Origin of the sequence: Micromonospora sp. MW-13 (assembly GCF_003434305.1) — a bacterium.
Taxonomy (GTDB): Bacteria; Actinomycetota; Actinomycetes; order Mycobacteriales; family Micromonosporaceae; genus Micromonospora.
This window is the reverse complement of sequence record NZ_QKKX01000017.1, coordinates 92,733-118,913: the sequence shown is the minus strand read 5'-3', so window position 1 is coordinate 118,913 and position 26,181 is coordinate 92,733. Positions and strand designations below refer to the sequence as shown.

General features: G+C 73.2%; 29 protein-coding genes. 23 read left to right on the top strand and 6 right to left on the bottom strand.

Annotated features, from left to right (window positions below; all coding sequences use genetic code 11):
- Window positions 1-74 precede the first annotated feature (74 nt).
- From C5N14_RS12275 to C5N14_RS12220, 12 genes are all read left to right on the top strand, one after another.
- Entirely contained in the window at window positions 75-758 is a 684-nt protein-coding gene (locus tag C5N14_RS12275) for a flavin reductase family protein (protein WP_243639476.1), read from the top strand.
- A gap of 223 nt (window positions 759-981) precedes the next feature.
- Window positions 982-1,374, top strand: a complete 393-nt coding sequence (locus C5N14_RS12270) for a DUF485 domain-containing protein (RefSeq protein WP_117668211.1) — start codon at window positions 982-984, stop codon at window positions 1,372-1,374.
- Window positions 1,352-3,025, top strand: coding sequence for a cation acetate symporter (locus tag C5N14_RS12265; protein ID WP_117668210.1), 1,674 nt, complete (start codon window positions 1,352-1,354; stop codon window positions 3,023-3,025). Before C5N14_RS12270 ends, C5N14_RS12265 begins: the two co-directional genes overlap by 23 nt.
- Before the next feature lie 101 nt (window positions 3,026-3,126).
- Window positions 3,127-4,104 (top strand): NAD-dependent epimerase/dehydratase family protein, encoded by a 978-nt coding sequence (locus C5N14_RS12260; protein WP_117668209.1) that lies wholly within the window; start codon window positions 3,127-3,129, stop codon window positions 4,102-4,104.
- 77 nt (window positions 4,105-4,181) lie between these two features.
- A complete protein-coding gene (locus C5N14_RS12255; RefSeq protein ID WP_117668208.1) occupies window positions 4,182-5,420 on the top strand; it encodes an LCP family protein in 1,239 nt (412 codons plus the stop codon).
- Window positions 5,421-5,645: 225 nt separating this feature from the next.
- Complete coding sequence (locus C5N14_RS12250) at window positions 5,646-6,848, top strand: LCP family protein (RefSeq protein WP_117668207.1); 1,203 nt, start codon at window positions 5,646-5,648, stop codon at window positions 6,846-6,848.
- A 192-nt stretch (window positions 6,849-7,040) separates the two neighbouring features.
- Entirely contained in the window at window positions 7,041-7,979 is a 939-nt protein-coding gene (locus tag C5N14_RS12245; RefSeq protein ID WP_243639504.1) for an LCP family protein, read from the top strand.
- A gap of 89 nt (window positions 7,980-8,068) precedes the next feature.
- The gene (locus tag C5N14_RS12240) at window positions 8,069-8,404 is read left to right on the top strand and encodes a rhodanese-like domain-containing protein (protein WP_117668291.1); all 336 of its coding nucleotides are present in this window, start codon (window positions 8,069-8,071) and stop codon (window positions 8,402-8,404) included.
- 11 nt (window positions 8,405-8,415) lie between these two features.
- Window positions 8,416-9,204: a glycerophosphodiester phosphodiesterase family protein gene (locus C5N14_RS12235; protein WP_117668206.1), complete on the top strand. Its 789-nt coding sequence runs from the start codon at window positions 8,416-8,418 to the stop codon at window positions 9,202-9,204.
- Window positions 9,205-9,302: 98 nt separating this feature from the next.
- The gene (locus C5N14_RS12230) at window positions 9,303-10,757 is read left to right on the top strand and encodes a PAS domain-containing sensor histidine kinase (RefSeq protein ID WP_117668290.1); all 1,455 of its coding nucleotides are present in this window, start codon (window positions 9,303-9,305) and stop codon (window positions 10,755-10,757) included.
- A gap of 73 nt (window positions 10,758-10,830) precedes the next feature.
- Window positions 10,831-11,250: an ATP-binding protein gene (locus C5N14_RS12225; protein ID WP_207892712.1), complete on the top strand. Its 420-nt coding sequence runs from the start codon at window positions 10,831-10,833 to the stop codon at window positions 11,248-11,250.
- 161 nt (window positions 11,251-11,411) lie between these two features.
- On the top strand, window positions 11,412-12,296 hold the full coding sequence (locus C5N14_RS12220; RefSeq protein WP_117668204.1) for a DUF5926 family protein: 885 nt from the start codon (window positions 11,412-11,414) through the stop codon (window positions 12,294-12,296).
- A gap of 63 nt (window positions 12,297-12,359) precedes the next feature.
- On the opposite strand, the gene C5N14_RS12215 is transcribed toward C5N14_RS12220, so the two are convergent.
- Entirely contained in the window at window positions 12,360-13,568 is a 1,209-nt protein-coding gene (locus C5N14_RS12215) for an arginine deiminase (RefSeq protein WP_117668203.1), read from the bottom strand.
- Between the two features lie 164 nt (window positions 13,569-13,732).
- Here C5N14_RS12215 and C5N14_RS12210 point away from each other — a divergent pair, with 164 nt between their 5' ends.
- The 5 genes from C5N14_RS12210 to pheA all read left to right on the top strand — a co-directional run bounded on the left by C5N14_RS12210 (window position 13,733) and on the right by pheA (window position 17,199).
- Entirely contained in the window at window positions 13,733-14,473 is a 741-nt protein-coding gene (locus C5N14_RS12210) for a hypothetical protein (protein WP_117668202.1), read from the top strand.
- 172 nt (window positions 14,474-14,645) lie between these two features.
- A complete protein-coding gene (locus tag C5N14_RS12205; RefSeq protein WP_117668201.1) occupies window positions 14,646-15,104 on the top strand; it encodes a PAS domain-containing protein in 459 nt (152 codons plus the stop codon).
- Between the two features lie 93 nt (window positions 15,105-15,197).
- Complete coding sequence (locus C5N14_RS12200; protein WP_117668200.1) at window positions 15,198-15,581, top strand: ACT domain-containing protein; 384 nt, start codon at window positions 15,198-15,200, stop codon at window positions 15,579-15,581.
- Window positions 15,582-15,731: 150 nt separating this feature from the next.
- Window positions 15,732-16,232: a hypothetical protein gene (locus C5N14_RS12195; protein WP_117668289.1), complete on the top strand. Its 501-nt coding sequence runs from the start codon at window positions 15,732-15,734 to the stop codon at window positions 16,230-16,232.
- A gap of 10 nt (window positions 16,233-16,242) precedes the next feature.
- Complete coding sequence (pheA, locus tag C5N14_RS12190; RefSeq protein ID WP_117668199.1) at window positions 16,243-17,199, top strand: prephenate dehydratase; 957 nt, start codon at window positions 16,243-16,245, stop codon at window positions 17,197-17,199.
- Between the two features lie 52 nt (window positions 17,200-17,251).
- Here pheA and C5N14_RS12185 read toward each other — a convergent pair whose 3' ends face one another.
- The 3 genes from C5N14_RS12185 to C5N14_RS12175 form a co-directional block, all read right to left on the bottom strand.
- The gene (locus C5N14_RS12185; protein WP_117668198.1) at window positions 17,252-17,974 is read right to left on the bottom strand and encodes an AIM24 family protein; all 723 of its coding nucleotides are present in this window, start codon (window positions 17,972-17,974) and stop codon (window positions 17,252-17,254) included.
- Between the two features lie 124 nt (window positions 17,975-18,098).
- On the bottom strand, window positions 18,099-18,446 hold the full coding sequence (locus C5N14_RS12180; protein ID WP_207892711.1) for a metallopeptidase family protein: 348 nt from the start codon (window positions 18,444-18,446) through the stop codon (window positions 18,099-18,101).
- Between the two features lie 116 nt (window positions 18,447-18,562).
- Window positions 18,563-18,994 carry an OsmC family protein gene (locus tag C5N14_RS12175; RefSeq protein ID WP_117668197.1) on the bottom strand — a complete coding sequence of 144 codons (432 nt, stop codon included), beginning with the start codon at window positions 18,992-18,994 and terminating at the stop codon, window positions 18,563-18,565.
- A 208-nt stretch (window positions 18,995-19,202) separates the two neighbouring features.
- Between C5N14_RS12175 and C5N14_RS12170 the strand changes: the two genes are divergently transcribed.
- The 3 genes from C5N14_RS12170 (at window position 19,203) to C5N14_RS12160 (ending at window position 21,836) form a co-directional block, all read left to right on the top strand.
- Window positions 19,203-19,973, top strand: coding sequence for a hypothetical protein (locus C5N14_RS12170; RefSeq protein WP_117668196.1), 771 nt, complete (start codon window positions 19,203-19,205; stop codon window positions 19,971-19,973).
- A 229-nt stretch (window positions 19,974-20,202) separates the two neighbouring features.
- Window positions 20,203-21,024, top strand: coding sequence for an HAD family hydrolase (locus C5N14_RS12165; RefSeq protein WP_117668195.1), 822 nt, complete (start codon window positions 20,203-20,205; stop codon window positions 21,022-21,024).
- Entirely contained in the window at window positions 21,024-21,836 is an 813-nt protein-coding gene (locus C5N14_RS12160) for an HAD family hydrolase (RefSeq protein ID WP_117668194.1), read from the top strand. Before C5N14_RS12165 ends, C5N14_RS12160 begins: the two co-directional genes overlap by 1 nt.
- A 36-nt stretch (window positions 21,837-21,872) precedes the next feature.
- On the opposite strand, the gene C5N14_RS12155 is transcribed toward C5N14_RS12160, so the two are convergent.
- On the bottom strand, window positions 21,873-22,475 hold the full coding sequence (locus tag C5N14_RS12155; RefSeq protein WP_117668287.1) for a bacterial proteasome activator family protein: 603 nt from the start codon (window positions 22,473-22,475) through the stop codon (window positions 21,873-21,875).
- A gap of 74 nt (window positions 22,476-22,549) precedes the next feature.
- Between C5N14_RS12155 and C5N14_RS12150 the strand changes: the two genes are divergently transcribed.
- On the top strand, window positions 22,550-23,347 hold the full coding sequence (locus C5N14_RS12150; RefSeq protein WP_117668193.1) for a S9 family peptidase: 798 nt from the start codon (window positions 22,550-22,552) through the stop codon (window positions 23,345-23,347).
- 78 nt (window positions 23,348-23,425) lie between these two features.
- A complete protein-coding gene (locus tag C5N14_RS12145) occupies window positions 23,426-24,628 on the top strand; it encodes an ABC transporter substrate-binding protein (RefSeq protein ID WP_117668192.1) in 1,203 nt (400 codons plus the stop codon).
- Window positions 24,629-24,761: 133 nt separating this feature from the next.
- On the opposite strand, the gene ddaH is transcribed toward C5N14_RS12145, so the two are convergent.
- Window positions 24,762-25,595 carry a dimethylargininase gene (gene ddaH / locus C5N14_RS12140; protein WP_207892705.1) on the bottom strand — a complete coding sequence of 278 codons (834 nt, stop codon included), beginning with the start codon at window positions 25,593-25,595 and terminating at the stop codon, window positions 24,762-24,764.
- Between the two features lie 59 nt (window positions 25,596-25,654).
- On the opposite strand from ddaH, the gene C5N14_RS12135 reads away from it, so the two are divergent.
- Window positions 25,655-26,110, top strand: coding sequence for an Lrp/AsnC family transcriptional regulator (locus C5N14_RS12135; protein ID WP_117668190.1), 456 nt, complete (start codon window positions 25,655-25,657; stop codon window positions 26,108-26,110).
- Window positions 26,111-26,181: the final 71 nt, after the last annotated feature.

Genomic DNA, 26,181 nt, shown 5'->3' with positions numbered 1-26,181 from the left:
TCGTTCTCCATTACGTGCAAACGATCATTGGTGCTAGGACTTCGCCCGGTGGATGAAGCTGCGCCAGGCGTCGGGTGGAGTACCGAGGAAACCGGACGGCGCTGCTGGTTTACCTGGGACACCTGATGGCGGAGGCGGGCGACCAGCTCGCGCAGCTCGGAGGCCACGAGCGCCGGGCCGGCCTGCACGAGCGGTTCCTGGGCTGGGCACGCGCCCGGGGCGGCACAATGTTTCACGTGAATCATCAGCCGGGTGCCGAGATCCACCACACCGACCCGTTCGCCGTGCCCGCCGGGCAGAGGTCCCCGGCCCGTCGGCTGCGGGGCCGCCTCGCGGCTCCGGTGACGCTCTGGACCGCGCCCGGGCCGGCCGGCCTGACCGTGTCGTCCACGCTGGTCGCCGAGGGCGAGCCGGACCGGCTGCTCGGCCTGGTCGACCCGGAGTCGGACCTGTGGGCGGCGGTCGAGGAGGCGGGACGGTTCGCGGTCACGCCGCTGGGCCCGGCGCACCGGCAGCTGGCCGACCGGTTCGCCGGCCTGTTCCCGTCGCCGGGCGGCCTGTTCGCCACCGGCGGGTGGACCGACACGGAGTACGGCCCGGTCCCCGCCGACGCCGGCGGCTGGACCGGCTGCCGGCTCGACACCGCCCGCGAGTACGGCTGGGCGCTGCTGGTCGAGGCCACCATCGAGGCCGTCACCCTGGCCGAGGAGACCACCCCCCTCCTGCACTACCGGGGCCGGTACCACGAGCTGACCTGAGCGGTTGGACCAGGTCGGCGACGCGGGCGGGGGAGGCCGCCACCTCGCCGACGTGGGGACTCTCACCGGCCACCGGTCACCGGAGTGACGTGTGTCACTCGGCGCAGACAGGCGACCGTTCGGCGCAGTGGTCGACCGGGGTCGATCCATGCCTTCCCGGCTGAGGGGCGCGGTTCCTACCGTGCGCGAAACTCCCCACGCCTGTGAAGGTGGTGATCCACAGATGTCCACGGACACACCCGCGCCGGACGCGCCGTCGCCGGCCGCGCCGGAGACGGCGTCCGCCGCTGACCGGTACCTCGCCGTGCAGCGGTCGGACGAGTTCGCCGGCCTGCGTCGCGCGCTGCGCGGCTTCGTCTTCCCGATGACCGTCGCGTTCTTCCTCTGGTACGCGCTCTACGTGATCCTCTCCGCGTACGCGCGGGACTTCATGGGCACGCGGCTGTTCGGCAGCCACATCAACGTCGCCCTGGTCTTCGGCCTGCTCCAGTTCGTCTCCACGTTCCTCATCGCCTGGCTCTACTCCCGGTTCGCCGACCGGAAGATCGATCCGGTCGCCGACCGGATCCGCGCCGAGATCGGGGAGGTGCACCGTGAACACGGTCCTCGCGGCTGAGGCGGGCGGCGGCACCGCCCGTAACCTGACCATCACCCTGTTCCTGGTCTTCGTGGCGATCACCCTGGCCATCACCGTGTGGGCCAGCCGGCAGACCAAGACCGCCACCGACTTCTACGCGGGCGGCCGGTCCTTCTCCGGCTTCCAGAACGGCATGGCGATCGGCGGCGACTACATGTCGGCGGCGTCCTTCCTCGGCATCGCCGGCATCATCGCCCTCTACGGCTACGACGGCTTCCTCTACTCCATCGGGTTCCTGGTCGCCTGGCTGGTGGCGCTGCTGCTCGTCGCCGAACTGCTGCGCAACTCCGGCCGGTACACGATGGCGGACGTGCTGGCGTTCCGGATGCGCCAGCGCCCGGTCCGGACGGCGGCGGCGGTCTCCACCATCACCGTGTCGATCTTCTACCTGCTGGCCCAGATGGTCGGCGCGGGCGCGCTGGTGGCGCTGCTGCTCGGCATCCGGCCGGGCACGACGTTCCTCGGCATGGACGCCGACACCGCCAAGGTCGCCACGATCATCATGGTCGGCGCGCTGATGATCATCTACGTCACCGTGGGCGGCATGAAGGGCACCACGTACGTCCAGATCGTCAAGGCGTTCCTGCTGATGACCGGCGCGCTGGTGATGACGCTGCTGGTGCTGGCGAAGTACAGGTTCAACCTGTCGTCGCTGCTCGGCGACGCCGCCGCCGCCTCCGGCAAGGGCAGCGCCTTCCTGGAACCGGGCCTGCGGTACGGCGTCGAGGTGGCCGGCGACGCGACGCAGACGTTCTACAACAAGGTCGACCTGCTCTCGCTCGGCATCGCGCTGGTGCTCGGCACGGCCGGCCTGCCGCACATCCTGATCCGCTTCTACACCGTGCCGACGGCCAAGGCGGCCCGCAAGAGCGTGCTCTGGGCGATCGGCATCATCGGCGCGTTCTACCTGCTCACCCTGGCCCTGGGCTTCGGCGCGGCGGCGCTGGTCGGCGGCAAGGACATCGTCGCCCAGGACAAGGCCGGCAACACGGCCGCGCCACAGCTAGCCGAGGCCCTCGGCAGGGACTTCTTCGGCGGCGACCTCGGCGGCGCGACCCTGCTGGCGATCATCGCGGCGGTCGCCTTCGCCACCATCCTGGCGGTGGTCGCCGGACTGACCCTGGCCTCCTCGTCCAGCCTGGCGCACGACTTCTACGCCAACGTGATCAAGAAGGGGCAGGCGTCGGAACGCCAGGAGGTCCGGGTCGCCCGGCTCTCGGCCCTGGTCATCGGCGCGGTGTCGATCGCGCTGTCGATCTACGCACAGAGCCTGAACGTGGCCTTCCTGGTGGCGCTCGCGTTCGCGGTGGCCGCCTCGGGCAACCTGCCGGCGATTCTCTACAGCCTGTTCTGGAGGCGGTTCAACACCTCCGGCGCGGTCTGGTCGATCTACGGCGGCCTGCTCGCCGCGGTGGTCCTGGTGTTCTTCTCGCCGGTGGTCTCCGGGGCACCGAACTCGATGTTCCCGGACCACGACTGGCAGTGGTTCCCGCTGTCCAACCCGGGCATCCTCTCCATCCCGTTCGGCTTCCTGTGCGGGTGGATCGGCACCATGATCTCGAATGAGCACGACGAGAAGAAGTACGCGGAACTGGAGGTGCGCGCGCTCACCGGTGCCGGCGCGCACTGAGTCGGACCCGCTCGGCACCGCACCGGCCGAGCTGTCGAGGGGCCCCCTGCCACGCCGAGGCGTTGGCAGGGGGCCCCTCCTCACCTCTGTAGGCTGGCCGCATGAAGGTCGCTCCGCGCTTCGGCTCCGGTCACCGTGTCCTCGTCACCGGCGGTGCCGGCTTCGTGCCGTCGCACCTGGTGGACTCCCTCGTCGCCCGCGGCTGCATGGTGGTGGTGCTGGACAACTTCGTCACCGGCTCCAAGGACAACGTCGCCCACCTGCTGGAGAAGCCGACCTTCACGCTGGTCGAGGCGGACATCTCCGACGGGCTGCCGACCCACCACCCGGCGCTGGCCGAGCGGTTCGACGCGATCCTGCACATGGCCTCGCCGGCCAGCCCCACGGACTTCGCCACCCTGCCGGTGGAGATCCTCCGGGTCGGCTCGGTGGGCACCCTGCACCTGCTGGACCGCGCGGTCGCCGACGGGGCCCGGTTCCTGATGGCCTCCACCTCCGAGGCGTACGGGGACCCGAAGGAGCACCCGCAGCGCGAGACGTACTGGGGCAACGTCAACCCGATCGGCGTGCGCAGCGTCTACGACGAGGCGAAGCGGTTCTCCGAGGCGGCCACGATGGCGTACCACCGGTACCGGGGGCTGGACGCCGCGATCGTGCGGATCTTCAACACGTACGGCCCTCGGATGCGGCCGGACGACGGCCGGGCCATCCCGACGTTCATCTCGCAGGCGCTGCGCGGCGAGCCGATCACGGTGCACGGCACGGGCAACCAGACCCGGTCGATCTGCTACGTCGAGGACCTGGTGCGCGGCATCCTGCTGCTGCTCGACTCGACCGAGACCGGCCCGGTCAACTGCGGCACCGAGCACGAGCTGACCATGCGGCAACTTGCCGAGTTGGTCGTGTCACTCTCCGGAAGCACGTCACAGGTGACGTACGTCACCCGGGCCGCCGACGACCCGGAGATGCGCCGACCGGACCTCACCCTCGCCCGTGAACTGCTCGGCTACGAGCCGTCGGTGGCGCCCGAAGACGGCCTCCGGCGCACCATCGAGTACTTCCGCGAGCGGCTAGGGTAGCCGCCCGGCGAAGGTCGCCCCGCCGGGCGACCTGCACTTCGCGGCGGCGCTCGACGGAGCTACGTACCCTCGGGTACATGTCAGCGACCACTCCCGCCGGCGTCCCGCTCCCGCACCTGCTTCGCAGCGCCGGACGCGCCTCGGTCCCCGGCCCCGGCCAGGGCTCCCCGGGACGCGCCCGCGTGCCCGACGCCCAGCGGTACCCCTCGCCCGGCGACCGGTCGCCGGGCGGTGGCTTCGGCGGGCCGGGCGGCCCCGGCGGCCCCACCGGTCCCCGCGGGCCGGGGCGGCCGGGCGGGCGCGGGCCGCGCCCGCAGTGGCGCCGGATCGGCCTGGTGGCCGGCGTGGCGGTGCTGGTGCTCGCGCTGCTCGGCGGGGCGGGCGCCTGGCTCTACACCCGCAACCTGAACAACGACCTGGCCCGCACCGACCCGTTCTCGGAGTTGACGGGCGGTCGCCCGGCCAAGGCGGTGGACGGCGCGCTGAACATCCTGCTGGTCGGCAGCGACTCGCGGGACCCGGACGCCCCGGTGGACCAGCAGAGCCAGTGGCGGGCGGACACGATCATCGTCATGCACATCCCGGCCGACCACAAGTCCGCCTACCTGGTCTCCATCCCCCGCGACCTGTACGTGCCGATCCCCGAGAACGCCCAGTCGGAGTGCGGCTCGGGCCAGCGGGCGAAGATCAATGCGGCGTTCGCGTTCGGTGGCCTGCCGCTGGCCGTGAAGACGGTGGAGTGCTTCACCGACGTGCGGATCGACCACGTGCTGGCGATCGACTTCGCCGGGTTCAAGCAGGTCACCGACGCCCTCGGCGGGGTCGACCTGAAGGTGGAGCGGTCGGTCACGTCGATCCACAAGCCGTTCCGGAAGTTCACCAAGGGCACCATGCACATGAACGGCGCCGAGGCGCTGGACTGGATCCGGCAGCGCAAGCAGTTCCCCGACGGCGACTTCGCGCGGATGCGCCACCAGCAGGAATTCCTGAAGGCGCTGATGGACAAGGCGGCCAGCACGGGGACGCTGACCAAACCGAAGAAGCTGAACGCCTTCCTCCAGTCGGTGACCGACGCGGTCACGGTGGACCAGGGATTCTCGCTGGTCGACATGGCATTGCAGTTCCGCAGCCTGCGCGGGGAGAACCTGATCTTCGTCACCAGCCCGAACTCGGGCAGCGAGACGATCAATGGGGAGTCGGTGGTGGTCTCCGACCGGGAGAAGGCCCTGACCATGTACCAGGCCATGTCGGCGGACACGATGGCCGACTGGGTGAAGGCCAACCAGCCGGCCGACGGCACGGGTAACGGGAACTGACACAGACACCCGTTACTTCGACGGACGTCATCGCCGGTCGGCGGTCGAACCCCCTTCACCGGGGGCCAAACCGCCGACCGGTTGCATCGACCTGGACGTTCGGGCAATTCCCACAAGAGACGGCCGGGAGAACGACAAATAACCGCGTGACGAACTCGCCATGACGGGAAGCGGTACGTACAGTGGTCCCGCCCCCGCCCCCCGAAAACGCGAGCTGGAGCACGCATGCCGGTTCAAGCCAGCCGTCGCCCCCCGTCGCTGGAGCCCGTCGGCGCAGCCGCACGGATCCCGTCGGTCGTCTCCTCGCAGCCCCGCCGCGGCGGCAAGCGCCCCGGTGGCGGCCCCGCGAAGAAGCGGACCCGCCGCAAGGATCCCCTGTGGGCGCGCCTCACCGTGGCCTTCGGCGCGGTGCTGATGATGACCAGCGGCATCGCCATCGTGGGCAGCAAGGCGCTCATCGGCCAGGCCACCGGCAACATCGCCCAGCGCAACCTGCTCGGCGACGCCGGCAAGTCCGACGCCGAGGGCGGCGCGAACCTGGAGGGCCCGATCGACATGCTGCTGCTCGGCGTGGACGCCCGGGAGCGCTGGGCCGCCGACGACGTCCGGGCGGACACCATCATCGTGCTGCACATCCCCGCCTCGCACGACCAGGCGTACCTGATCTCGATCCCCCGCGACACCGAGGCGGAGATCCCGGGCCACGGCCTGGACAAGATCAACTCTGCGTTCCAGTTCGGCGCCCAGAACGGGGGCGGCTGGGAGGGTGGCGCGCAGCTCATGGCGAAGACGATCAAGAAGATGACCGGCATCAGCTTCGACGGTGCGTCGATCATCAACTTCGGCGGATTCAAGGGCGTCATCGACGCCCTGGGCACCGTGCGGATCTGCGTGAGCCACGAGGTCAAGTCGCACCACATGTCGTACGTCGACGGCAAGCCGATGTGGAACGCCGACGCCAAGAAGACCGGCAGGACGATGACCCCGGTGGTGCACAAGAAGGGCTGCCGGGAGATGAAGGGCTGGGCCGCCCTCGACTACGCCCGGCAGCGCTACGGCCTGCCGAACAGCGACTACGATCGGCAGCAGAACCAGCAGCAGCTCATCAAGGCGATGGCGAAGAAGGCGACCGAGAACGGCACCCTGACCAACCCGGTGAAGCTCAACGGGCTGATCAAGGCGGCCGGCAAGGCGTTCGTCCTGGACACCGGCGGGGTACCCGTCATCGACCTCATCTACACGATGCGCGGTGTCACCGGCAACGACCTGACCATGCTGCGGACCAACGGCGGCACCTTCCACGCCAACGCTTCGGGCACCAAGGAGTCGCTGAGCCCGCAGACCATGGAGATGTTCCAGGCGATCAAGGAAGACAAGCTCGCCGAGTTCGTGTACGCCAACCCGGGCGTGCTGTCGACCCGCAAGTAGCCGTCCGACCTGAGCGAAAGCCACCCGCCGGCCAAGCCGCCCCCCGTAGCCTGATGTGAGCGAGTTTCACGTACGGCGACGGGGGGCGTCACGGTCAGGTCAGGGCGAACCGGACAGGGGCGGCGCGGGCCGACCCGCCGGGGCGTACCCCGGTGGAGCCGGGCCCTGCTCGGGGCCGGCCTGGCCCTGGCCCTGCTGGCCGCCGCCGCGGTGGCCGGGATCAAGATCCTGAGCCACCGGTACGAGCGCACGGTGACCCGGGAGCAGCTGCTCGACCCGGCTGCCCGGCGGGACCGGACCCACCTCGACGACGCGCTGAACTACCTGCTGGTCGGCTCGGACCAGCGGCCCGGCGCCACCGGGGACGACCAGCGGTCGGACACCGTCCTCGTGGTGCACGTGCCGGCCGGCACGAAACGGGCGTACCTGATCTCCATTCCGCGCGACCTGCTGGTGGCCATCCCGCCCGCGCCGAACGGCTGGGCCGGCGGCAGCGACAAGATCAATTCCGCGTACGAGCACGGGGGCGGCGGCGAGGCCGGGGTCCGGCTGCTCTCGGCCACCCTCGCCCGGCTCACCGGCCTGCGCTTCGACGGGGCCGCGCTGATCGACTTCGCCGGGCTGCGGCAGGTCGTCGACCTGCTCGGCGGGATCCGGATGTGCGTCGACACCGAGGTCCGCTCGATCCACACCAGGACCCTGTTCCCCGTCGGCTGCCAGCAGATGGACGGCGCCCGGGCGCTGGACTACGTCCGCCAGCGGTACGACCTGCCCGGCGGCGACTACGACCGGCAGCGCCACCAGCAGCAACTCCTGCGGGCGATGCTGGACCGGGCCGGCGAGACGAACCTGCGACGCGACCCGGTGCGGCTGGACCGGCTGATCCGGGCGGTCGGCGCGTCGCTGACCATCGACACCAACGGGGTGCCCCTGGAGGAGTTGGCGCTCGCCCTGCGCGACCTGCCCCCGGACGCGCTGACCGGCGTCCAGGTCCCCTCCCACCCGGAGACCATCGACGAGGTCTCCTACGTGGTGCTCGACGGCGGGGGGAACGACCTGTTCGACGCCGCCCGGCGGGAGCGGATGCCCGACTGGGCCCAGGCCAACCCCCGGTGGATCACCCGGCTCTGACCGCGCCACGGGCCGGGTCGCACGGCGCGCCGACCTCTTCCGCACGTCGCCCGCCGCTCCGGTCCGGTGAGGATCTAGGCTTGGTGACCGTGTTCGGACCCCAGGTTCCCACCGTGCCCGTGACCGAGATCACCGACGACACCTACCTGCTCGACGTCCGGGAGGACGACGAGTGGACCGCCGGGCACGCGCCCGGCGCCCACCACCTGCCGATGATGGAGCTGCCGGCCCGGCTGGCCGAGGTCCCGACCGATCGCGAGGTGGCGGTGATCTGCCGCTCCGGCGGCCGTTCGGCGCAGGTGGTGGCCTACCTGATGAACAACGGCTGGGACCAGGTGCGCAACGCCGACGGCGGAATGCGCCAGTGGGCCGCCGTCGGGCGACCTGTGGTCGATACGGGCGGGCGGCCGGGCCAGGTCATCTGAGAGCGACGGGCATGGGTCCCCTCGTCTTCGCCCACCGCGGCTCCTCGGCCGACCTGCCGGAGCACACCCTCGCCGCGTACCTGCGGGCCCTCGACGAGGGCGCCGACGGGCTGGAGTGCGATGTCCGGCTGACCCGGGACGGTCACCTGGTCTGCGTGCACGACCGGCGGCTGGACCGGACCAGCAACGGCACCGGCCTGGTCAGCGCCCGCACGCTCGCCGAGCTGGAGGCGCTGGACTTCGGCTCCTGGCACCCGGGCTGCGCCCCGCCGGACGGCGACGAGCCGCCCGACGAGTCGCACACCCGGCTGCTCACCCTGGAACGGCTGCTGGACGCCGTGCTGGCCGCCGGCCGGCCGGTCCGGCTGCTGGTCGAGACGAAGCACCCCTCCCGGTACGGCCGGGACGTCGAGCGCCGCCTGGTGGCCCTGCTGCGCCGGTACGGCCTGGCGGAGCCGGGGGCGGGCAGCCCGGTCGGGGTCACCGTGATGTCCTTCTCCCCGCTCGCCGTGCGCCGCGTCCACGACCTGGCGCCCGGCCTGCCCACGGTGCTGCTGCTGGACGTGCTGCCGCGCTGGCTGCCACCCGGGCGGCTGCCGCCCGGCACCCGGATCGCCGGGCCGGGGATCGGGCTGGTGCGGGCCCGACCGCGGCTGGTGCCCGCGCTACGCGCCGCCGGCAACCAGGTGTACGTCTGGACCGTCAACGAACCCGCCGACCTGGAGCTGGTTCTCGACGCCGGGGTCGACGGGATCATCACCGACCGGCCGGCCCACGCGCTGGCCCGGCTGGGCCGATGAGTCCCCGGGGCGGAATGACCCGCTGGCTCGGCGGCCCGGCCCGGGTGACCGAGCAGCCAGGGGTGTCGATGTACGGGTCAGCACGGCACACTCGGGACATGCCGGAGCGCACCGACCTCGCCGCTCTCATCGCCGGCCATGGCAGGGTGATCGAGATGATCAACTCTGGCGAGGCCGGGCTGCCGGTCCTGAACCGGCTGCTCCAGGTGGTGCAGCCGACCGTCGGGGCGGTCAGCACGGCGTTCGTGGAGTTCGCGCCCGCGGGCGGCCGGGTGATCGCCGCGACCGGGGGCGCCGAGTGGGCCGTCGGCCGCCCGGTGTCGCCCACCGACCCCGCCACCGTCTGCCTGCTCTCCGGTGCCCGCGTCCGCGACATCCGAGTGGACCGGATCCCCGGCCCGATCGGCGAGGAGCTGACCGACCGGGGGCTGCGTCGGATGGTGGTCGCGCGGGCCGAGATCGGCGGGCTCACCGTCGGCAGCCTGCACGCCTTCTACCTCGACCACGACGACTCGACGGCCGACCGGCAGCACGAGGTGATGGCGTACATCGCCGCCTGCATCGCGCACATGTACGGCGACCAGAGCGGCCTGCCGGTGCACGGCGACGGCCCGGTGGTGGCGGCGCTGGCCGACGGGCTGGCCGTGGTCGACCGGGGCGGCCACGTCCGGCTGTGGAACCCGGCCGCCGCCGAGGTGACCGGCCTCTCGGTCGCCGAGGCGCTGAACCGTCCGCTGCCGTTCCCGCTCCCCCCGTCCGGTCAGGTCCTCGATCACCGGCTGCCGGACGGCCGCTGGCTGAAGATCACCTCGGGTGAGCTGCCCGGCCCCGGCGCGCTGCGGGTGGTCACCTTCCGGGACATCACCGACCAGCAGCTACGCGACCAGGACCGGGACCTCTTCGTCGCGGTCACCAGCCACGAGCTGCGCACGCCGGTAACCGTCATCAAGGGGTACGCGGACACCCTCACCGACCACTGGGACTCGCTGACCGATGTCGACCGGCGGCAGGCCGCCCAGGTCATCGGGCAGCGGGCCAACGAGCTGGCCCGGCTGGTCGACCGGCTACTCGCCTCCGCCACCGAGGGACGCCCCGGTGAGCCGCCGGCCCAGTTCGACCTCGGCGACGCGCTCCGGTCGGCGGTGGCGGACCTGCCCGCCGACCTGCGCCGCCGGATCGTGCTGAACGTGCCGGCCGGCCTGCCGAAGGCGGTCGGCGACCGGCAGAGCCTGACCACGGTGCTGACCGAGCTGGGCACCAACGCCGACAAGTACTCCCCGCCCGACTCCCCGATCGAGATCGCCGCCACCGGCAACGACCAGACCGTGTCGTTCCGGGTCAGCGACCGGGGCATCGGCATCCGGCCGGAGCACGTGGAGCGGGCCTTCGACCGGTTCTGGCAGGGCGAGTCCGGCGACCGCCGGGGCTACCCGGGCGCCGGGCTCGGCCTGTACCTGGTCCGCCGGATCGTCGAGCAGCAGAATGGATGGGTATCCCTCCGGCCGAGGGCAGGTGGCGGTACGGTCGCGGAGGTGCGGCTGCCGCGCGCGTGAGCGCGGCCGGGCCGCCACCCGGAGGGCGTGAAGGAGCGCGGTGACTTCAGGGTCGGTCGAGCGGTCGTGGTGCGTGGTGGTGCCGCACCACCCCACCGGCGCGCGCCTGGCCCGGCACCGGCTCGCCGACGAGCTGACCGGTCTCGTCCCCACGGTGCTCCTGGCCGACCTGGTAGCCGTCCTGGCCGAGCTGGTCGGCAACGCGATCCGGCACGCCGACCCGCTCCCCGGCAGGGTGGTGCGGGTGGCCTGGCGGCTGAGCCCGGTCCCCGGCGACGGGCACCTCGTCCAGCTCCGGGTCACCGACGGCGGGGCGGGCACCGGGCCCCGGATGCGGGCCGCCAGCCCGGACGCCGTCGACGGTCGGGGCCTGCACATCGTCTCCGGCCTGGCCACCCGGTGGGGCGTCGACCGGGACGGCCTCGGGCAGAGCGTCTGGGCCGAGTTCGACCCCGCCGGCACCCCCCGCCCGGACCTCGTCGCCGCCGGCTGACCCGGTCCCGCCCCGAGCGGGTCGGGGCGTTCCGCGAGGCGGGCCGGGTCCGTGGCCGGTCGGGGCGTTCCGCGAGGCGGGCCGGGTCCGTGGCCGGTCGGGGCGTTCCGCGAGGCGGGCCGGGTCCGCCGCCTCCGGCGGGGCCTCTAGGCTGGTTCGCCGTGAGCAAGCGTCGAAAGAGCCAGCGGCCCGCCGAAGCCACCCCCAAGCGGGAGAAGGTGCGGGACATCTTCGTCCCCCGACCGTTCGAGGGGCTGACCGACGAGCCGGAGTGGATCGCGCTGCGCGAGCTGGTCCCGGCCGCGTCCGCGCCGCTGCGGCTCGCCCCCGAGCTGGTCGAGGAGCACGGCGACCGGCCGGTCACCCTGGCCACCGTGCTGCCCATGGCGGCCCCGGCGATCGCGAAGGCCGACGGCCGGGTCCTCGTCGGTCTCCAGCGTCACCAGCAGTCCGGTGACGTCTCCCGGGACCTGGCCGAGGCGCTGCTCTGCGCGCTGCGCGCCGAGCCCGGCAAGCCGGTCGCGGTGCCGCCGCTGCCGGGACCCGGACCCCGGCTCCAGGACATCCTGGTCGACGGGCCGCTGGACGTCACCATGCACGAGGGCTTCGAGTTCTGGCTCGACCCGGGGGCGGCCGACGACCCCACCGTCCAGGCCTCGCTGGAGCGGGCCAACGCCGCGATCTACCCGACCGTGCGGCTCGCCGCGGCCCGGGCCGCGTACTGGTGCCAGGTGCCGGAGAAGGCGCACGTGCGCTGGGTGCTCCCCGACGACGAGGACGCCGCCCTGGACGCGCTGGCCCGGCTGAGCGCGGCGGGCACGCTGCCCCTCGGCGGGAACACGAAGTTCGCCGGCATGTTCCGCGCGCACGGCCGCCTCGTGCCCGTCTGGGACCTGCCCGAGGACGTCCCGGCCGCCGAGTGGGAGGAGCCGGTGACCGAGTTCGCCAAGCGCTACGCCGAGGCGCTGGAGACCGGGGAGCCGCTGGACGCGGCGGGCCGCCGGGCCCGGCACGGCCTGCTCGGCCGTCAGCTCACCCTCCGCTGAGCCGCCCGTCCCGGGCCGGCGGGCCCCTGCCGACGCCTGGCGTCGGCAGGGGCTTCCACCCCCCTACCGGTTCAGGGGCTCGCGGACCAGGGGGCAGGACATGCACCTCGGGCCGCCCCGGCCGGAGCCCAGCTCGGAGCCGGCGATCGGGATGACCTCGATGCCGGCCCGTTCGAGCTGGGCGTTGGTGCCGGTGTTGCGTTCGTAGCCGACGCACAGCCGGGGGGCCAGGGCGAGGGTGTTGTTGCCGTCGTCCCACTGTTCCCGCTCGGCGGTGACCGGGTCGAGGCCGGTGTCGATGACCCGGAGCTGGTCGAGGTCCATCGCGTCGGCGGCGGCGCGCAGGAACGGCGCGGGCCCGTCCACCCGCAGCTCGCCGTCCGGCCCGGCCACCACCGTGTACGCGGCCAGGGTGCTCGCCACGTTCGCGTACATCAGCACGGCGTCGGCGTCGACCATCGTGCAGATCGTGTCCAGGTGCATGGTGGCCCGTTCCTGGGCGATCGGGACGACCAGGATGGTGTGCGCCAGCCCGGCGGCGAAGACCTGCCGGCCGAGCCGCTCCGCCCCGGCGGGCGTGGTCCGCTCGCCCACCCCGACCGCCAGCACCCCGGGGGCCAGCAGCAGCACGTCGCCGCCCTCCAGGTGCTCCAGCCCGGGGTGGTAGACGAACTCCGTGCCGACGAAGCGCGGGTGGTGCCGGTAGATCGCGTCGGTGATGGTGGTCTCCCGGCGCCGGGCCGGCATGGCCAGGCTGGTCACCCCGACCCGGTCCCCGATCCACAGTGAGGAGTCCCGGGTGAACAGCAGGTTGGGCAGCGGGTCGATGACGAAGTCGTGCCGGTCCATCAGGGCGTAGACCAGCCCGCCCGGCCGCTCCTGGCTGATCCGCAGCTCCTCGTGGGCGAGCCCGGCGATGAGCACGTCGGCGAGGGCGGCCGGGTCGAGGTAGGCGAGGTGGTCGGCGACCCGGCGGCGCAGGGTGTCGCCGAGCCGGGGCGAGCTGAGCACCTGCTCGGTCAGCTCGGCGCGGGCCTCGCCGACGGCCAGCGTCTCGGCCAGTAGGCTGGCGAGGTGGAGCACCTCCACCCCGCGCTCGCGCAGCGCGGCGGCGAACCCGTCGTGCTCCTCCTGCGCCCTTCCCACCCATGGGATAGCGTCGAAGAGGAGCGAGTCGTTGTTGCGCGGGGTGAGTCGGGCCAGTTCCGGGCCGGGTCGGTGCAGCAGCACCGTGCCGAGGCGGCCGACTTCGCTGTCCACGTAGTGGGTCACTCGGCCTAGGGTAGGGCAGGGTTTGGCGGCATCCGGTAAAACGTCTGTGGATGAATATGGCATTCATCCACACTCACTCCGGCGCTCCGACTTGCCGGGTACCCGGTACGACGACGTAGGGTAGTGAGGACATAACTTCGAGGGACCTTTTGCCGGAGGTCGCGATGACTGTCTTTCCCGCACGTCGAGCCGCACCCACCTCGCGGGCACTGCCGCCCGTCTCGGTGCCGCACCCCCGCGCCGAGGCGTCGGGGGCGCTCGAGCCGGTCCGTCCGAGCCCCCTGGAGTGGGCTCGCCGCCGGCGCGCCGAGCGCGGCGCCCGCCGGTTGGAGGCGGCCGGGGCACGCGCCCTCGGCCGGCTCGACCACCTCGGGCCGGCCTGGCACGTCATCGAGTGGCCCCGCACGGACACATCGGACCTCCTCCTCGACCAGGGGCAGGACGACCGGGCCGGCTTCCTCGCGATCGGCCCGAGCGGCCTGTTCGCGGTGACCATCGCCGACCACGGCCGGGCCCGGGTGCTGGTGGCGGGGGATGTCGTCCAGATCAACGGCAAGCGTCCGCCCTACGTGGCCGAGACCCGTCGGGACGCCAAGCGGGCGAGCAAGGCGCTCTCCGAGGCGGTAGGGCTGCCGATCCCGGTGACGCCGGTGCTGACCTTCGTCGGTTCCGGCGTCATCAGCGTGTACGGCCTGCCGAAGGACTGCCTGATGGCCACCCACCGCGAGCTGGACCGCCTGCTCGTGGCCGGGGGCAACCGGATCAGCCCCGCCACCGCCGACAAGCTGGCCCGGGTCGCGCAGCACCCTGGCACCTGGATGAACGGCACGTACCGTCCCGCCGCCGACTACCGGTGGTATGACGACGGCCGAACGGCGGCTGACAAGCCGGCCAACCGCCGGTAACGTCTCCGGCGACGCCACGCGGTCCGGTCACCACCCGGAGCACCGGCCGCGCCGTCGTCGGCCGCCCGAGTCGGAACAACTGATCACCGGCGGCCCGGTGGCTGGAGCGCGGTCGGCGGTCCCGCGACGACCGGTTAGCGTGGACAGACCGTCGGTGTACATAGGAGGCGCGGTGGCCCACGTCGAACTCTCGCTCTCGGAAGCGTTCGTGCCCGTCGCCGGGACGCCGCTGGAGCAGGAGTCCGACAATTTCGGCCAGTGGTCCGCCACCGTGTCCCACGCCTCCGAGCCCTGCCTGCTGATCGATGCCGACACCCGCGTCGTCGCGGTCTCCACGGCCGGCTGCGAGTTGCTCTGCCTGGGCCGCCCCGAGGATGTGATCGGCCTCCCGCTGCTCGACGGGTGCCTGCGCCTGCTCGACTTCACCGCCAACCGGGGCGAGCTGACCGAGCAGGAGACCGACAAGATCCCACCGCTGCTCGCCGTGCACTCCGGGCGCCTCGCCCGGGGGCTGCTCCGGGTCCAGGCCTCGGCGGCGGGCCGGTCGGACGCCACGGTGGACGCCATCTCCACGCCGGTGCTGACCCACGGCAAGGTGGCCGGCTCTCTCACGTTCTTCTCCGAGATCTGATCCGCCCATCTCCGGCCTGAACTGCGCGAATGTGGCGCTCGCCGCACCCTTTGACGCTGGGTCGGGCCCGCCTCCAGGCCGTAGGGTGCCCTCATGCTCGATGTCGTTCTGCTGCCGGGGGAGTACGCAGTGTGCCGGCTGGCCGCCGGTTCCGCCCTGCGGCCCGCCCTCTGGAGCGACCTGGGCGACGGCGAGGTGGTCAGCGTGAGCTGGTCCTCCGACGGGGTCTCGGTCATCTGCCCCGCGTCCCGCGCCCCGGCCGAGGTCGAGACCGACTGGCGGTGTCTGCGGATCGTCGGTCCCCTCGGCCAGCCGGTGACCGGCACCCTGACCGCGCTGGTCGCCCCGCTGGCCGAGGCGCGGGTCAACGTGGTGGCGTTCTCCACCTATGACACGGACCACGTGCTGGTCCCGGCCGTTCGGCTGGACGAGGCGACCGCCACGTTGCGCCGGGCCGGCCACCGCATCCTCGACTGAGGATCCGTTTGCCGGCCTTCACCGGGGCGTCGGTGGCTCCTACGATGGGCTCGGCCACCCGGCCGTCACGACGTCCTCCGATGCAAGGATCGGCTCGTGCCGCCCACCGCACCGCACCGCGCCGCAGCCCGCCGGCCGCCCCGCCCGGCCGTGCTGCTCGCCGTCGCGTCCCTCGCCCTCGCGTCCGCCGGCTGCGGCACGCCGCCGGAGCTGCGCCGACCGGTCCCGGTGCCGACCACCTCCGCCGGCCCGACCGCGACCGCCACCCCGACCGTCCCACCGGCCCCGGTCTCCCCGCCGCCGGCTGTCCCGTCGCCCACCGCCGGCTCCGACCTGGTCGCCACCACCTGCCGCGAGGGCCCGTCCGGGGACCGGGTGATCATGCTGCTGCGGGGCTCGGCCGACGTGCTGCCCCGGTCGGTCGGGGTGCGGGTGCGCACCGGCCCGCTCTGCGCCGGGGAGTGGCAGTACACCGTGCTCCGGGTGACCGGGCACGAGGAGCTCCAGGTGGTCACCCGGAACCGGTCGGGCGCGCTGGAGCTGGTCACCGCCGGCACCGACGTCTGCACCATCGAGGTACGGGTGGCCGGGCCGACCGGCATCCGGACACTCGCCTGCGACGCCGTCCCGGGGGGCGTACCGGGTGCGTAGGCTGGGCGACATGCCCGGAACACCGCCCACCCGCTTCGTCTACCTCGGCCCCGAGGGCACCTTCGCCGAGCAGGCGCTGCGCACCGTGCCCGCCGCCGAACGCGGCACCCGCACGCCCGCCCGCAGCGTCGGTGAGGCGCTGGAGAGCGTCCGGGCGGGGGACGCCGACGCGGCCCTGGTGCCGCTGGAGAACTCGATCGGCGGCGCGGTCGGGGTGACCCTGGACGAGCTGGCCGAGGGCGAGCCCCTGGTGATCACGCGGGAGGTGATCCTGCCGGTCGAGTTCGTGCTCGGCGCCCGCCAGGGGACGTCCCTGGCGTCGGTGCGGTCGGTGGCCGCCCACCCACAGGCGTCCACCCAGTGCCGGGGGTGGCTGCGCACGTACCTGCCGGACGCCGTCGTGGTCGACGTGCTCTCCAACGGGGCCGCCGCGGCCGGCGCTGCGGGTGGCGAGTACGACGCGGCGATCTGCGCCCCGATCGGGGCCGTCCGGCACCGGCTCGCCGTGCTGGCCGACAAGATCGCCGACCACGCCGACGCGGTGACCCGGTTCGCCCTGCTGTCCCGCCCCGGCCCGCCGCCGCCCCCCACCGGGGACGACGTGACGTCGTTGGCCGTCTACATCGCCCACGACCGGGTGGGCGCCCTGCTGTCGGTGCTGATGGAACTGGCGGTGCGCGGGGTCAACCTGACCCGGATCGAGTCCCGCCCGACCGGCGAGGCGCTGGGCCGGTACGTCTTCTTCCTCGACTGCACCGGTCACGTGGCCGACGTCCGGCTCGGGGAGGCGTTGCGGGGGCTGCGCCGGGTCTGCGCGGACGTCCGCTTCCTCGGGTCGTACCCCCGGCACCGCTGGGTCGACGGGGCGGGCGAGCGGCCGGTCCCCGCGCCGGCCGGCCTCTCGGACGCCGACTACGCCGACGCGGCGGCCTGGCTGGCCCGGCTGCGCGCCGGCGAACTGAGCTGAGACCGGGGCAGCCGGTTGCCCGGACACCCCGCCCCGGACCTCCCGCCCCCGGTCAGCTCAGCAGGCCGCCGAGCAGGCCGCCCTGCTGCTCCTGGGCGCCGCTGCCGGCGACCGGCGGCTCCTCGGAGGGCTGCACCACCACGAAGCCCTGCCCGGCGAAGCTCATCGTGAACGCCTCGCCGGTGGTGCGACCCAGCAGCGAGCCCAGGCCGAACTGCTCGGCCCGGTGGTAGCCGGTCTGGAGGTTGGCCGACCAGCAGACGGCGGCCTGCGGGTCGACGTACGTCGGGGCGTCGACGTTGAGCACCACCGGGGTGCCCTTCGTGGTGATCGCGATCCGGCCGTGGCCGGTGAAGACACAGTTGAACAGGCCGGACGAGGAGGCCATCCCGGCACCGCCCACCATCCGGATGTCGTACTGGAGGGTGGAGTCGAAGGCCAGCACGCTGGAGCCGTTGATGGACAGGGAGTCGCCCGGCTCCAGGTCGATGATGTGCACGTCCTTGGCCAGCTCGGCGAGGAAGACGTCACCCCGGCCGCTGAGCTTCATCAGCGGGACGCCCTCGCCGGTGAGCTTCTGCTTGAGGAACTTGCCCAGGCCGCCGGAGCCGAGCGCCTGGAACTGCACCTGACCCTGGTAGGCGACCATCGACCCGACCCGGGCCATCGCCTCGCCGTTGAGCTCGATCTTCAACATCTTGGAGTTCTGCAGCCGCATGCCGGGCTGGGCGGACTCCTTCTCCAGGTTCTCCGCAGAGAACAGCGCGCTGCGCATGGAAGTGCCTCCTGATTCGGGGTACCTGCCCGGAGGGTAGGTGGCCGGCGCAACCGGCGGCGGCCCGGCGGGGCCGCCAGGCGATGGGCCAGCCGGGTGACGTTCGACCCGGTGCAGGCGCGTCTCAGCCCCAGCCGAGGTCGTGCAGCCGGTCGTCGTCGATGCCGAAGTGGTGGGCGATCTCGTGCACCACGGTCACCGCCACCTCGTCGACGACGTCCTCCTCGCTGTCGCAGATCCGCAGGATGGGCCGGCGGTAGATGAGGATCCGGTCCGGCAGGACGCCGGAGTAGTCCCAGCCCCGGTCGGTGAGCGCGTGCCCCTCGTAGAGGCCGAGCAGGTCACCGTCGCCCGGGGGCGGGTCGTCCTCGACCAGGATCACCACGTTGCTCATCAGCCCGAGCAGTTCCTCGGGCACCTCGTCGAGGGCGTCGCCGACCAGCTCCTCGAAGCGCTCCCGACTCATCTCCACCGCCACGCCCCCCATTCTTCCCGAGCCGCCCCGCCCGCCGAACCCAAGATCCGGCCCGGGCGCGGAGGCCCCATCGGGTCGGGCCTTCGCGTCCGGGCGGGCGCGGTGCGCCGGGGTCAGGAGGCGAGGCGGGCGGTGAGGCTGATCTGGGCCCCCGGGGAGAGCAGTCGCGAGATGGGGCAGTTCTCCTTGGCGGTCTTGGCCAGCTTGGTGAACTGGGCCTCGTCGAGGCCCGGCGCCTGGCCGACCGTCTCCAGGTCGATCCGGGTGACGGTCATCCCCGCGTCGGTCTTGTCGAAGTGCACCTTGGCGGTGGTCTCCACCGAGGTGCCGGTGACGCCGGCGTCGGCGAGCTGCTTGGAGAGGGCCATCGAGAAGCAGGAGGCGTGGGCGGCGCCGATCAGCTCCTCGGGGTTGGTCCCCTCGCCCTCCTCGAAGCGCGACTTGAAGGAGTAGTTCCCCTGGAGGCCGCCCTTGCCGGTGCGGACCGTGCCGGAACCCTCGGTGAGATCGCCCTGCCAACGTGCGGATGCGGTACGGATAGGCATGCACCGACGCTAACCGAAAGCCGGGCGGCGGGCGAGCGACTGCGTCCGATCGGACCCGGTCCCGGGCGACCCCGCGCACTGGCGGGCCTCGGCGTGGCACCGACCGCCGGTCGTCCCGCCACGGGACCGGGCGGATCCGGTTCCCGGGCGCGCGGTGTCGGCTGTGTCATGATTCGGCTCTGGCCCGCGAACGGCGGAGAGGTGGCCGATGTCCCAGGATCTCCCCATCCCCCGGCAGGACACCCGGTCCGACGGCGTCGCCGTCGTGGAGTGGGGTGGGCCCGAACCCACGCCTCCCGGGCGGGCCGGCCGGTCGCTGGCGGGGCTGGGGCGGGACCGGCGGCTGCCGCTGCTGCCGGCCGGCCTCGGCGTGGCGGCGGCCTTCGCCTCCCTGGTCGGTGAGTGGCTGGTGATGACCGTGCCCAACGGCGGCCCCGAGGGCAACGCCACGCTGCGGGTGCCGGGCGGGGTGTCCGACGTCGGCGGGTTCGGGGTGGGTTACCTGGTGGGACTCTTCGCGCTGGCCGCGGCGGTGGCCCTGGCCCTGCGGGGCACACCCGCCGTACGGCACAACGCGCGGGTGGCCGGCCTCGCCCTGGCGGCGGCCCTGCTCGGCGTCCTGGTCGCCACGGCGTTCTCGCTCGACGACTCCGGCCAGCGCACCTTCTTCTACTCCCCCGAGGACGGCTTCCGGATCGAGTACGGCCGGGGCCTGGTGATGGCCTTCGTGGCCTGCGCGCTGCTGGCGGCGGCGCTGCACCTCGCCGGGCGGGTGCCGGTCCCGGGCCCGACCGGCCGGGAAAGCGCCCCGGTCGACGGGGCCGGGCCGGCGGACCCGGAGGCCGAGCCGGAGCCGGGCCACTGGGGCTGGCGGGGCGGCCCGCCCCGGTCGGGCCGCGACGCCGACCTGCCGGCCGCGCCGGCGGACCTCACCGTCCAACCCACGGTGCCGTTCGCCCGCCCCGAACCACCCGCCTGACGGCCGTCACAGCGCCCCCGCCAGCCCCGCCCGGCACGGCTGCACCACGCCGCTCACGGCCGGCTGGTCGGACACCGGGTGGCCGCCCGTCGTTGCCGGCCGGTTCGTCGGGAAGCAATGGCTGCGACCTGCTCGGCGAGGTACGGTTGCTGCCCGCCGTCACTCCCGGTCGAGGCACCGACGACCCAACGAACGGGCCGGCGCGACGGCGGCGGGCGAAGGAGGAACGATGACCCGCCCGGGACTGCCCAAGCTGGTCGCCACCGACCTCGACGGAACCCTGGTCCGCAGCGACGAGACGGTCTCCGCGTACACGCACGAGGTGCTCGACCGGGTACGGGCCGCCGGCATCCCCGTGGTCGGCGCGACCGGCCGCGGGCCACGACTGACCGAGCTGACCCGCAACGACATCCGCGCCGCCGACTTCCTGGTGATGGCCGGCGGGGGCCGGGTGGTCGACCAGAGCGACCCGGCCGGCCCGCTGGTGCTGCGCGACGAGCGACTTCCCGGCGAGGTGCTGGCCCGACTGGTCGCCGACCTGGAGACCGCGGTCGGCCCGCTCACGGTGATGGTCGAGGCGTCCGACGAGCACGACGCCCCGCTCTGGGGCGACTACCACCCGAGCTGGCCGTACCCGGACCGGTTCGAGGCCCGGACCCGGGACGAGTGCCTCTCCGGCGACGTGATCAAGGCGTTCGCCCGGACCGCCGACCACCACGTGGACACGCTGCTGGAGGCCGCCCGCCGGATCGTCCCGGCGGAGGTCGCCTCGCTGACCCAGGCCGGGCTCGGCTTCATCGAGATCTGCCCGCCCGGGGTGGACAAGGCGTCCGGGCTGACCGTGGTGGCGCAGCGGCTCGGGGTGGACCCGGCCGAGGTGCTGGTCTTCGGCGACATGCCCAACGACCTGCCGATGTTCGCGTGGGCCGGGTGGGCCCGGGTGGCCGTCTCCAACGCCCACCCGACGGTCCGCACCGCCGCCGACGAGGTGACCCTGCGCAACGACGACGACGGAGTCGCGGTCTACCTGGACCGACTACTCTCCCGGTGATGGGAGAGACACCTCGGCTGGTCGCCACCGACATCGACGGCACGCTGCTCGGCGACGACCGCGCGATCAGCCCGCGTACCCGGGACGTGCTGGCCCGGATGTCCGCGCGGGGCACGCCGGTCGTGCTGGTCACCGGCCGTCCGATCCGCTGGCTCTCCCTGGTGTACGAGCAGCTCGCCGAGCCGCTGCCGGCGATCTGCGCCAACGGCGCCGTGGTGTACGACCCGGTGACCGACGAGGTGCTCCGGGCCGACCCGCTCGCCCCGGAGTTGCTCGCCGAGGTGGCCCGCCGGCTGCGCGCCGAGGTGCCCGGGGTGAGCTTCGCCGTGGAGATCGTCGACAGCCGCGAGATGCGGCACGAGGCGGGTTACCCGCTGCGCTGGGACGCCGACGCCGAGGCGATCCGGGCGGTCACCTCGCCCGAGGAGCTGCACTCGGTGCCGGCGGTGAAGCTGCTGGCCCGGGCCGGTGAGCAGGACCCGGACGTGTTCGTCCAGGTGGTCGCCGGGGCGCTGCGCGGGCTGGCCGAGGCGACCCACTCGTCGTACACCGGGCTGGTGGAGGTCTCGGCGGCCGGGGTGACCAAGGCCGCCGGCCTGGCCTGGTACTGCGCCCGCTCGGGCATCGACCAGCGGGACGTGCTGGCCTTCGGCGACATGCCCAACGACGTGCCGATGCTGACCTGGGCGGGCCGGGGGGTGGCGGTCGCCAACGCGCACCCCGCCGTCCTGGAGATCGCCGACGAGGTCACCTCGGCGAACTCGGAGGACGGCGTGGCCGCGTACCTGGAGAAGGTGTTCGGGGTGGGGTGAGCCGCGCCGGGCCGCGGACGGCCCGGCGCGCGGCGGTCAGAGGTACTGGCCGGTGCTGTGCCCCTCGCCGCCCTGCGGCTGGCCCATGCCCGGCATGCCCGGCACCAGCCCGGCCGGGCCGCTGGGCAGCGCCTGCCGGCCGGAGCGCATCTGCTCCAACTGCACCCGGGCGGCCATCTGCTGGGCCACCAGGGCCGCCTGGATGCCGTGGAAGAGCCCTTCCAGCCAGCCGACGAGCTGGGCATGGGCGATCCGCAGCTCGCCCTCGCTGGGCGCCTTGTCCTCGGCGAAGGGCAGCGAGATCCGCTCCAGCTCCTCGCGCAGCTCGGGGGCCAGGCCCTCCTTCAACTCGACGATCGAGCGCTCGTGGATCTCCCGCATCCGGTGCCGGCTCGCGTCGTCGAGGGGGGCGGCCTTGACCTCCTCCAACAGCTGCTTGATCATGCTGCCGATCCGCATCACCTTGGCCGGCTGCTCCACCAGTCGCGTCGGGTCCTCCCCGGCGGCCTCGTCGGTCTGCACGGTGCCGACCGGCCGGCCGTCCGGGCCGACCACCACCACCGTGCCGGCGCCCCCGGCGCCCTCGTGATCCGGCTCGTCGTTCTGTTCAGTGGAGTGCGCTTCGGTCATGCGTCCCATCTTCACCCAGCCGACGGGGGGCACGCTCGCCGGGACCGATCCCGGCCGGCGGTTTCCGCGCTACCGTCGCCGGCATGCCCGCCGACCCCCGTGCCGTGCTCGACCGCCCCGCCCCCGCCCCGGACGCCACCGTCGCCTACGGCGGACATCCGGACCAGGTCGCCGACCTGCGCCGCCCGGCGGGGAACGGCCCGCCCCGGCCGCTGGTCGTCGTGGTGCACGGCGGCTTCTGGCGGGCGGAGTACGACCGGGCCCACACCGGTCCGCTGGCGGCGGCCCTGGCCGGGCTCGGTCACCCCGTGGCCCAGCTGGAGTACCGGCGGACCGGGCAGCCGGGGGGCGGCTGGCCGGGCACCCTGACCGACGTGCTGGCCGGGGTGGCGGCGCTGCCGGGGCTGGCCGGGCCGGTGCTGGGCGAGCGGCTGAGCCCCGGTCCGCCGCTGCTGGTCGGCCACTCGGCCGGCGGCCACCTCGCGCTGCACGCCGCCGCGTCCGCCCCGGACACGGTGGCCGGAGTGCTGGCGCTGGCGCCGGTGGCCGACCTCGCCGAGGCGTACCGGCTGGACCTGGACTCGGGCGCGGTGGCGGCGCTGCTCGGCGGCGGCCCGGCGGAGCGCCCCGAGCGGTACGCGGACGCCGACCCGGCGGCTCGGGTACCGCCACCGACACCGACCGTAGTCGTGCACGGCGCGCTGGACCAGCAGGTGCCGGTGGCGATGAGCCGGTCCTACGTCGCCGCCGCGCGGGCGGCGGGAGGCCGGGTCCGACTGATCGAGCTTTCCGAATGCGAGCATTTCGGGCTCATCGATCCGGAGTCGCCCGCCTGGCCGGAAGTGGCCCGTGCGCTGCGTTCCTTGCAGGTTGATTACTGATCATTGACGCAGCGTCGCGGAGGGGGTAGAACGCCGAGGGGGCGGTATCGGCCCTGCTCAGCTCCCGGAAGGAACTCGGTGTCCCAGATGAACCGTAGGCGGGCGCTCCAACTGTTGGCCGCTCTCGGTACCACCGGCCTCACCGCCGCCTGCGCCACGGAGGACGAGGACTCCTCGGCCCCCACCGGCGCCCCCGTCAAGATCGGCCTCATCGCGCCACAGTCCGGCGGCCTCAAGGCCATCGGCGACGAGGTCGTCAACGGCTTCCAGCTCTACCTCACCCTGCACGACCAGCTACTCGGCGGCCATCCGGTGACCCTGCTGACCGCCGACGAGGGCGACAGCGCCAAGACCGGAAATGCGGCCGTGGACAACCTGCTCAAGCAGGGCGCGCTGGCGCTGACCGGGGTGGTCAACTCGACGGTCATGGCCGGCATCCGGGACACCGTGGAGAAGGCCCGGGTCCCGCTGATCGGTTCCAACGCCTCCCCGAAGAGCCTGCAGAGCGTCGTCTACATCTGGCGCACCTCGTACGTGCTGGACGAGCCGGGCCGGGCGCTCGGTCCGTACATGGCGCAGCGGCTGCCCGCCGGCAGCCGGGTCGCCCTGATCGCACCGGACAACCTGGGCTCCCGGGACGTGATCCAGGGCCTCCAGGCCCAGTTCAGCACGGCCGGGTCGGCGGACCCGCGGATCTCCGACCCGGTGATCTGGACCGACCCCACCAGCACCCCGGGGAGCACCACATACGCCGCCGACATCCGCCGGGCGCTGGGCCGCGACCCGGACGCGGTCTTCTGCCACTTCGCCGGGCCGTCCGCCGTGCAGTTCATCAAGCAGCTCCACCGGGAGGGGTACACCGGCCCGATCTACGCCCCCGGGTTCCTCACCGAGGGCACGGTGCTCAGCGAGGTGCAGGAGGTGGAGTCGCGCAACATCGTGACCGCGCTGAACTACTCCGCCGACCTCAACAACACCGCGAACCGCACCTTCGCCTCGGCGTACCGCAAGACGCACGGCGCGTCGCCCACCACCTACGCGATGGCCTCGTACGACGCGGCGCAGGTGCTGGACAAGGCGATCCGGCAGGCCGGGCCCAACCCGACCTCGCAGCAGGTCAACCTGGCGCTGGGCAAGATCGGCCAGATCGACAGCCCGCGTGGGGCGTGGCAGTTCAACCAGCCGCGTACCCCGCAGCAGAAGTGGTACCTGCGCAAGGTCCAACGGGACGGCCGGCTGCTGTCCAACGTGCTGATCAACGAGCTGGCCACGCTCGGCTGAGCGGGCCGCGCCGCCGCCGGCAGGTGGCGAGCGGCGCGGCGCACGCGTGGACGGGCCGGTCTCCCCCCAGGTGAGACCGGCCCGGGTCGTCGGTACGCCCGTGCGGTGCTGCGGCCGTCGGGCGCCGCCGCGGTCAGTGGCGCAGCTCGGCGACGCAGCACTTCACGCTGCCGCCACCCTTCTTCAGCTCGGACAGCTCGACCGGAACCGGCGTGTAGCCGGCGGCCTTGAGCCGGCCGGCGAGCCGGGTCGCGTCCCCGTTGAGCACGACGTTCGCGCCGTCGCTGACCAGGTTCAGCCCGAAGGCCAGGGTGTCGGCGTCGTCGGCGAGCACCGCGTCCGGGAAGAGCTGGGCGAGGACCTTCTGGCTGGCTGCCGAGAAGGCGCCCGGGTAGTAGGCGATGTTGCCGTCGTCGATCGAGGCCAGCGCCACGTCCAGGTGGTAGAAGCGCGGGTCGACCAGGTGCAGCGACACCACCGGACGGCCGAGTGCCTCCTGCGCCTCGGCGTGCGCGGGCAGCTCGGTGCGGAAGCCGTGGCCGGCGAGGATCAGCCCGCCGTACGCGTCCGGCAGGTACGCGAAGTCGCCCTCACCCTCGTTGGTCTCGCCGGGGGCGATGAACCGCCAGCCCTGGGACTCGTAGAAGGCCCGGTGCAGGGCGGCCTCGGCGGCCCGCTGCTCGTGCTTGAACCGGGCGCCGTACACCGTCCCGTCGACCACGAACGCGCCGTTGGCGGCGAACACCATGTCGGGCAGGCCGGGCTCGGGAGTGAGCAGGTGCACCTCGTGGCCGAGGGCGACCAGGGTCTCCCGCAGGCGGCCCCACTGCTTGACCGCCAGTTCCACGTCGACGGGGGTGGTGACGTCCATCCACGGGTTGATCGCGTACTCGACGGCGAAGCGCTCGGGCGAGCACAAGAGGTATGTCCGCTTTCGCGGGACTCGCTGCTGGTTCACGGTGACCAAGAGTAGGTACCGTACAACTTTGGTAACAGCCACAACCATTGCTTCCCGAAGGCGGAACGTTGCAGATAGACGCCGTGGACCAGCGAATCATTGCGTTACTGGTGGCAGACGCCCGCGCGTCGTACGCCGACATCGGCACCCGGGTGTCACTATCCGCCCCCGCCGTCAAGCGCCGGGTCGACCGGATGCGGGCCGCCGGGGTGATCAGAGGGTTCACGGCCGTCGTCGACCCGGCCGCCGTCGGCTGGACGACGGAGGCGTTCGTCGAGCTGTTCTGCGCCGGGCGGACCACCCCCGCCCAGATCGGCGTGGCCGTCCGCCGACACCCCGAGGTGGTCGGCGCGTACACCGTCTCCGGGGAGGCGGACGCGCTGGTGCACCTGCGCGCCGCGGACATCGGCCACCTGGAGGAGGCCCTGGAGCGGCTGCGCGCCGAGTCCTTCGTCACCTCGACCCGGAGCACCATCGTGCTGTCCCGCCTGGTCGAGTCCCCCGGCGTCGGGCCCTCCGCGTAGCGGCTCGGGGCCTTCAGGGTGGCTCCAACCCACGACGGGGCCGGGAACCGGAGCCGGACATGCGGCGTCGA